At 68.5% G+C, this 6,634-nt stretch carries 5 protein-coding genes and 2 pseudogenes; 4 read left to right on the plus strand and 3 right to left on the minus strand.

Translation table 11 applies throughout. The features are described 5' to 3' along the window. Positions 1 to 74 precede the first annotated feature (74 nt). Positions 75 to 893 (plus strand): SAM-dependent methyltransferase, encoded by an 819-nt coding sequence (locus T328_RS30895; protein ID WP_496499530.1) that lies wholly within the window; start codon positions 75 to 77, stop codon positions 891 to 893. Positions 894 to 1,137: 244 nt separating this feature from the next. Here the strand turns inward: T328_RS30895 and T328_RS30900 are convergent, their stop codons facing one another. The 3 genes from T328_RS30900 to T328_RS30910 all read right to left on the minus strand — a co-directional run bounded on the left by T328_RS30900 (position 1,138) and on the right by T328_RS30910 (position 3,967). After that, positions 1,138 to 1,389 (minus strand): type II toxin-antitoxin system VapB family antitoxin, encoded by a 252-nt coding sequence (locus T328_RS30900; protein ID WP_496499531.1) that lies wholly within the window; start codon positions 1,387 to 1,389, stop codon positions 1,138 to 1,140. 436 nt (positions 1,390 to 1,825) lie between these two features. Then, positions 1,826 to 2,272, minus strand: a complete 447-nt coding sequence (locus T328_RS30905) for a hypothetical protein (RefSeq protein WP_496499532.1) — start codon at positions 2,270 to 2,272, stop codon at positions 1,826 to 1,828. Positions 2,273 to 3,007: 735 nt separating this feature from the next. After that, entirely contained in the window at positions 3,008 to 3,967 is a 960-nt protein-coding gene (locus T328_RS30910) for a GlxA family transcriptional regulator (RefSeq protein WP_496499533.1), read from the minus strand. Positions 3,968 to 4,251: 284 nt separating this feature from the next. On the opposite strand from T328_RS30910, the pseudogene T328_RS30915 reads away from it, so the two are divergent. From T328_RS30915 to T328_RS30925, 3 genes and pseudogenes are all read left to right on the plus strand, one after another. After that, a pseudogene (locus T328_RS30915) lies at positions 4,252 to 5,193 on the plus strand (NADP-dependent oxidoreductase); the annotation flags it as partial. Positions 5,194 to 5,220: 27 nt separating this feature from the next. Continuing rightward, positions 5,221 to 5,979 (plus strand): annotated as a pseudogene (locus T328_RS30920) (nuclear transport factor 2 family protein); the annotation flags it as partial. A gap of 126 nt (positions 5,980 to 6,105) precedes the next feature. Then, positions 6,106 to 6,634 (plus strand): SDR family NAD(P)-dependent oxidoreductase (locus T328_RS30925; protein ID WP_496499534.1); only part of this gene is annotated, 529 nt, incomplete at its 3' end.

A 6,634-nucleotide genomic window follows, 5' to 3' on the forward strand; every position in this document is an offset into this window, starting at 1 on the left:
GCGGTGCTCTCCGGTTCGCAGTACGTTGAGCAGTGGCACGTACTCCCTGCGATCACCGAGGACGGTCCCGGGCCATGGCAGACCACGCAGACGACGCAGCCGACACCGGCGTTGGCAGCCGGATCGACCCGACTCGGCCGCATTCGGCCCGGATCTGGAACTATCTGCTGGGCGGCAAGGACCACTACGAATCGGACCGAGAAGCCGCTGAGAGAGTCAGGTCGGTCTTCCCCGGGATGGTCGACGTCACGCGCCACTCCCGGCAGTTCATCCGCCGCACGGTCGGCCACCTGGCGGGCGAGGCGGGTATCCGCCAGTTCCTGGACATCGGCACCGGGCTGCCCACCGCCGACAACACCCATGAGATCGCCCAGCGGATCGCCCCGGAGTCGCGGATCGTCTACGTCGACAACGACCCGCTGGTACTGGCCCACGCCCGCGCGTTGCTCACGTCCACGCCCGAAGGCAAGTGCCAGTACATCCACGCCGACGCGCGCGATCCCGACCGCATCCTCAACGAGGCGGCGAAAACGCTGGACTTCTCCCGGCCGGTCGGGCTGATGCTGATGGGAATCCTCGGGCTCATGGAGGACTACGACGAGACGCGGTCGATCGTGCGGCGGCTGATGGCCGCTCTACCTCGCGGCAGCTATCTGGGGCTCAACGACGGGACCACCACCGACGCCGCCTACGTCGAGGCCCTGCGCCGCCACAATCCCAAGGCGGCGACTCCGTACACGGCACGCACCCCGGAGCAGATCGCCGGCTACTTCGAGGGCTTGGAACTGCTGGAGCCGGGCGTGGTCTCCTGCCCCCGGTGGCGTACCGAGAGCACCCCGCGGGAGGTGCCCCCGGACGTAGCCGTGTACGGCGGCGTGGCCCATAAGTCCTGAGGACGGTGCGTCCCGAGTGGGCATGAGGGGCGGCCGGTGAAGCCGCGTGGGGTGGTCACCGTACTGAGTGCGGCAGGCGATGGAGTGAGGCGACTCACCAGGATCTGCGCCACTCCGCGCCGTCGACCTGGCTGTGCTCCGGGGATCGGTGCCGCGGGCGGGGACACGATCTTCAGAACTTGATGACGGTGGCGTGTGCCGCAGAGTGCGCGCGAGAGCCGACTTGTCGATGAGGTAGCGCTCTTCACACCGCGGCGGTCCCCCCTGGCCGCTTGAGAGTGCCGTCCGCGTGCCGTGGCCCGGTCTTGGCCCGGATCTCCGCGAACATGTCCTCGAACTCGCCGTCATCGATGGCTTCGAACAGCTCGCGGCGCAGGCGCAGCTTCGCGCCTCCTTCCATGGCCGCACGCACGGCCGCAGCCTTGGTCTTGGTGCCGTACAGGCGCACGGCCTGCTCGACAATGTCGTCGTCCAGATCAATCACTGTTCTCGCCATGGGGAATCCTCCCTTGCCGCCAAACTTCAAGCGATATCAGAAACATCACTCAAATGACATCACCTCGCGCCGTGCCCCGCGCCCTCGCGCCGGCCACGCCGGGCCTGGACGGGGCCCCGAGTAGCGCCTTCAGCGCTGACAGCGGGCGGTCGCATGGGCAAGCAAGCCAGGCTCACATATCTCGGTGCGAAGTCTGCCGCGTGGCAGTACGTCCATGCCTCGGTCGCGTGCCCAGGCGTGTACCTCGGCCACGGCTGGGGCTGGTGCTTCAAGCCGTGGCTGTCGGGACGTCGGGACGGGTACGCCCGGTGGTATGTACGGCAGGTTCTCCGGCGTCGCGGTGGCGAGAGCCGAGGGGTGAGACCCCTCGGCTACTCGGCAGTGACGTTCCGGTGGCAAAGCCGCAGCTCACCGCGACGCCGGACGTACTTGATCCTCAAGTGGCACGAGAGCGCCCCCTGCGGGCCAGCCTGACCGATTTCCACTCCTCTCGACGCAGGCGTCGGGCGAGGTCGAGGAGCTGGAGGAAAACAGCGCGTGGCACACTGGTCATGGAGCTGGAAGAAGAGGTCAGGTTTATGGTCACTGAGCGGCCTTGCGGCAGATGTATCGGAACGGCCGCGCAGCACAATTTGTGCTGACTGATCAGCGAATGCTCCCACCGTGAAACTGTGATAGGGACGCCGTAATGCCCGCTCGCGCCCGCGGCATTGACTCCAGCGTGCTCGAGATCCCATACCGCGCCGTCGATGATGCAGATGATCACAGCGCTTGCCGCGTCCTCGGCATCGGACTTGGTGGCGCCCTGCCGTATGCCCATGGGAACCATCATCGGGGAATACCGGGTGAAGAATTCCATGATCTCGCGGTCGCCGTCACTCATCGTGTCCTCCTCACACGCCAACCACGGTCGCGGGCGTCCGCCCGCGCACGGCAGTCGCGCGAGCGGTGAGGGAGCCGACCGCGCTGGTGGAAGTCGCCGTGACGGACCGTGCGGTAGAACTCGAGGACGATCAGTAGCGTCGACAGAGCCAGGCCCCCCGCCTCGAGGATTGCAGACACCATTGTCTCTCCGATTCGTCAAGTGCTCGAAGCCAGCAGTTCACTTGCCCAAGAGACCCGGATGCACCCTTGAGGCGTGCAAGCGCCGCTGACGACGCGCGGTGCGCGATCACCCAGGCGATGGTCCGAGACGTTCGGGGCCGCCCCAGCGATCAGCTACTTCGGCGCGCGCTGGAGGGCCCGGCGTTCGTAACCCCCCGCCCCGAACCGCGCAACATGCCGAGTGACGTCCGCCTGGCACTTCGCTGGGCGACCGGCGCCTCGCGGCTGCTGGACGATCTGCTCGATCCGGCCGTGATGCGGTCCGTTCTGGCCGCACGGCGCCTCAAGCCGATCCGCGGGTCGTCGCGAACCCGGCCCAGGCACGTGCCCCGCTGAGTGCGTTCTCCTACGTCGGCAGCCATGGGCGAGCCCGCGGGCGGATCGAGGGCTGGTACAACCCACCGGCTGCACAGCAGCCTTGGTCACCGCAGTCCCGCCGAGCACGAAGCCGCCCTGGCGACCTGACTGACACAACCACCATGTCCGTCAAACCGGAGCAAGATCACGGTGGCGCTCAGTGCGTGGGGGACGGGGCGCCACGGAAGGTGCGTCGGTAGGCGAGCGGGGAGACGCCGATCGCGGCATGCAGGTGTTCTCGCAGCGATGTGCCGCCGGCGAAGCCGACGTGGCCGGCGATCTCGTCCACCGGTAGATCCGTGGTTTCCAGTAGGTGTCGTGCCCGGTCGACGCGTTGCTGGATCAGCCAACGCCCCGGGCTCATGCCCACCTCTTCGGTGAAGCGGCGGGCGAAGGTGCGCAGGCTCATGTGGGAGTGCTCGGCGAGGTCCGTCAGAGCCATCGGCTCGTGGAGGTTCTCCAGGGCCCACTGGCGGGCGGTGGCCGTTCCGCTGGCCGTCGCCTCGGGCACCGGGTGCTGGATGTACTGTGCCTGCCCTCCCTCGCGCCACGGGGGCGTGACGCACATGCGGGCCACCTGGTTGGCGACTTCACTGCCGTGGTCCTTGCGGATGAGGTGCAGGCAGACATCGAGCCCGGAGGCGGCACCGGCCGAGGTCAGCACATCTCCGTCGTCGATGAAAAGGACGTCGGGGTCCAGTGCGACCTGTGGGAAGAATGCGCGGAAGAGGTCTGCGGCCATCCAGTGGGTGGTGGCCGGCCGACCGTCGAGGAGCCCGGCGGCGGCGAGGACGAAGGCGCCGGTGCAGATGGATACGAGGCGGGCGCCTGGGGCCGCGGACGCGAGCGCCTGGATCACGGCCCGCGGCACTTCCCGGGGCGTGGCGGTGGGGAGGAAGGGCGGGATGACGACGGTGTCGGCGGTGCGCAGCACCTCCGGGCCGTGCTCGACGGTGATCGAGAAGTCGGCGTTGGCGCGCACCGGGTGGCCGTCGACGCTGCAGGTGAGGACCTCGTAGCGGCCGTCCGCGGCCCCGAAGGCCCGACTGGGAATGCCCAGTTCAAAGGGGTACACGCCGTCGATAGCCAGAACGACGACTCGGTGAATAGGCGCCATGGCATGATCCCGTCGGGATTTGGTCTTCGTGCCATGGTACCGGTATGCGCGGCGTCACCTAGCGGTGGGGCACCGTCACCGGTTATGCCGAGAGTGGCCCGCCTCGGCTACCAGAAGGCCGTCGCCGTCCAGGTTCTCAGCGCGGCGAGCGTTGGTGCGGCCGGCGCGATGAATCGACGACGTACGCCATGGCGTGATCCCGTTGAAAGTTGGCATTCATGCCGTGGCGCCTTGTAGCGGCAGGCAGCGACGCTGGGCGCATGACGAACCCCGAAGCCGCCACGATGCGCGCCATCCGCCAGGACACCCACGGTCCCCCCGAGGTGCTCAAGGAAGTCGAACTTCCGCGGCCCGCGCCGGGCCCGAGCCAGGTCCTGGTCGCCGTCCGCGCGGCCGGCGTCAATCCGACCGACTGGTGGAACCGCGCCCGGGCCATGACCGTCGACCGCCTGCCACTCGTCCTTGGCTGGGACGTCTCCGGGGTCGTCGAGGCCGTCGGCATCGGCGTCACCCTGTTCAAGCCGGGTGACGAGGTCTTCGGCATGCTGCCCTACCCCCACGGGGTCGGCTCCCACGCCGAGTACGTGACCGCCCCCGCCCGCGCCTTCGCACACAAGCCCGCCGGCATCGACCACGTCCAGGCCGGTGCCCTGCCGCTCGCCGCCCTGACCGCCTACCAGGCACTCGTCGACACCGCCGATGTCCAGCCCGGGCAGCGGGTCCTGATCCACGCGGCGGCCGGCGGCGTCGGCCATCTCGCCGTCCAGATCGCCAAGTCTCGCGGCGCGTACGTCATCGGCACCGCCAGCGCAGCCAAGCACGACTTCCTACGTTCCCTGGGAGCGGACGAGGCCATCGACTACCGCACGGTCGACTTCGCCGAGGCCGCCAAGGACATCGACGTGGTCCTCGACTCGATCTCGTTGGACGCCGCCGCCCGCGCCCGCTCCCTCGCCGTGCTGCGCCCGGGCGGCACCCTCGTCTCGATCCTTCCGGTAGCGTCCGTCGACCCCGACGAGCTGGCCGACATCGCCGAGCGGGGCATCCGCTTCGAGACCCTCCTCGTCGAGGCCGACCGCGCCGGCATGCAAGCCATCGCCGACCTCGTCGAGACCGGCGCCCTGCGCGCCCACATCGAGGCCGCCCTCCCGCTCGCCGAGGCCGCCAAGGCCCACGCACTCGGCGAGACCGGCCGCACCACCGGCAAGATCGTGCTGACCGTGGAGGGGACAGGGAGGACGCAGGCCGTCCAAGCCCTCCGGACCGTCTTCGACGGCGGCGACACGTCCGTCATCGACCGCCACATACGGCCGGACTACATCCAGCACAACCCGCTCGCCCCCGACGGCCCCGAGGCCATGAAGGCGTTCGGCGCCACCATGCGCCAGCAGTTCCCGGACGCCACGTACGACATTAAGCGGGTCCTGTCCGAGGGCGACCTGGTGCTCCTGCACTCCCACGGCGTCCTGGTCCCCGGCACCCCCGGGATGGCTGTCTTCGACATCTTCCGCTTCCAGGACGGGAAGATCGCCGAGCACTGGGACATCCTCCAGGAGGTGCCGGCGACCACGGCCAACGGCAACGACATGTTCGCCACCCTCAGCCGGCCGCAGACCGAGGCGCCAGGAGAGCGGTGGTTCACCGCGTACAACAAGAAGCTCGTCACCGCCTTCGTCGACCAGCTCATGGTCCGCAAGGACCTGGCCGCCATCGACACCTACGTGGGCCCCGAGTACCACCAGCACAACCCGAGCTTCCCCGACGGCGTGGCAGGTATGAAGGCCGGGCTGGGCGCGTACTTCGAGCAGTTCCCGCAGCTGAGCGCGGCGCCGAAGCGGATCATCGCCGAGGGCGACCTGGTGGCCGTCCACAGCCACTGCGTCGATACACCGGGCGAGCGCGGCCGGGCGGTCATCGACCTCTTCCGGGTCAGGGGCGGAAAGATCGTCGAGCACTGGGACGCCATGCAGGACGTGCCGGAGACCTCCGCCAACGACAACACGATGTTCTGACGGCCTTCGGGTCGGAGCGTCGCGCTCGTATCGCCGGACGTGACCCCTTGCCATCGACCGACGATCCCCCTTATGTTCGTACGAACATAAGGCATACGATCGTAATTCAAAATGAAGGAGTCCGTGATGGCGACAACGCGGCAGGTGGCGCTCGTGACAGGTGCCTCGTCGGGAATCGGGAAGGAGACGGCCCACGCCCTCGTCGCGGCGGGTTTCGAGGTGATCGGGACCGGTCGCAAGACCTCCGGGCTCACCCCGCCCGCAGGCGTGACGTACCTCGATCTCGACGTGGGCAGTGACGACTCGGCCACCGCCGCCGTCGGAGAGGTGATCGAACGGTTCGGACGCATCGACGTCCTGGTCAACAACGCGGGCATCGGCTCGGCGGGCGCCGTCGAGGAGAACTCCGTCACCCAGGCCCAGAGCGTCCTGAACATCAACGTCCTCGGTGTCATCCGTATGACGAAGGCCGTCCTGCCGCACATGCGCGCCCAGAGTGGCGGACGCGTCATCAACATCTCGTCCGTCCTCGGAATCGCCCCCCAGCCCTTCATGGCCCTCTACGTCGCCTCGAAACACGCCGTCGAGGGCTACTCCGAGTCGCTGGACCACGAGGTCCGCGAACACGGCATCCGGGTCCTCCTCGTCCAGCCCG

Source organism: Streptomyces sp. CNX435 (genome assembly GCF_059570575.1).

What these genes read in the sequence shown, in the direction of transcription:
- T328_RS30900 (WP_496499531.1), bottom strand. Translation starts at nt 1,389, where the DNA reads ATGGCGAGAACAGTGATTGATCTGGACGACGACATTGTCGAGCAGGCC.
- T328_RS30910 (WP_496499533.1), bottom strand. Translation starts at nt 3,967, where the DNA reads ATGGCGCCTATTCACCGAGTCGTCGTTCTGGCTATCGACGGCGTGTAC.
- T328_RS30895 (WP_496499530.1), top strand. Translation starts at nt 75, where the DNA reads ATGGCAGACCACGCAGACGACGCAGCCGACACCGGCGTTGGCAGCCGG.
- T328_RS30905 (WP_496499532.1), bottom strand. Translation starts at nt 2,272, where the DNA reads ATGAGTGACGGCGACCGCGAGATCATGGAATTCTTCACCCGGTATTCC.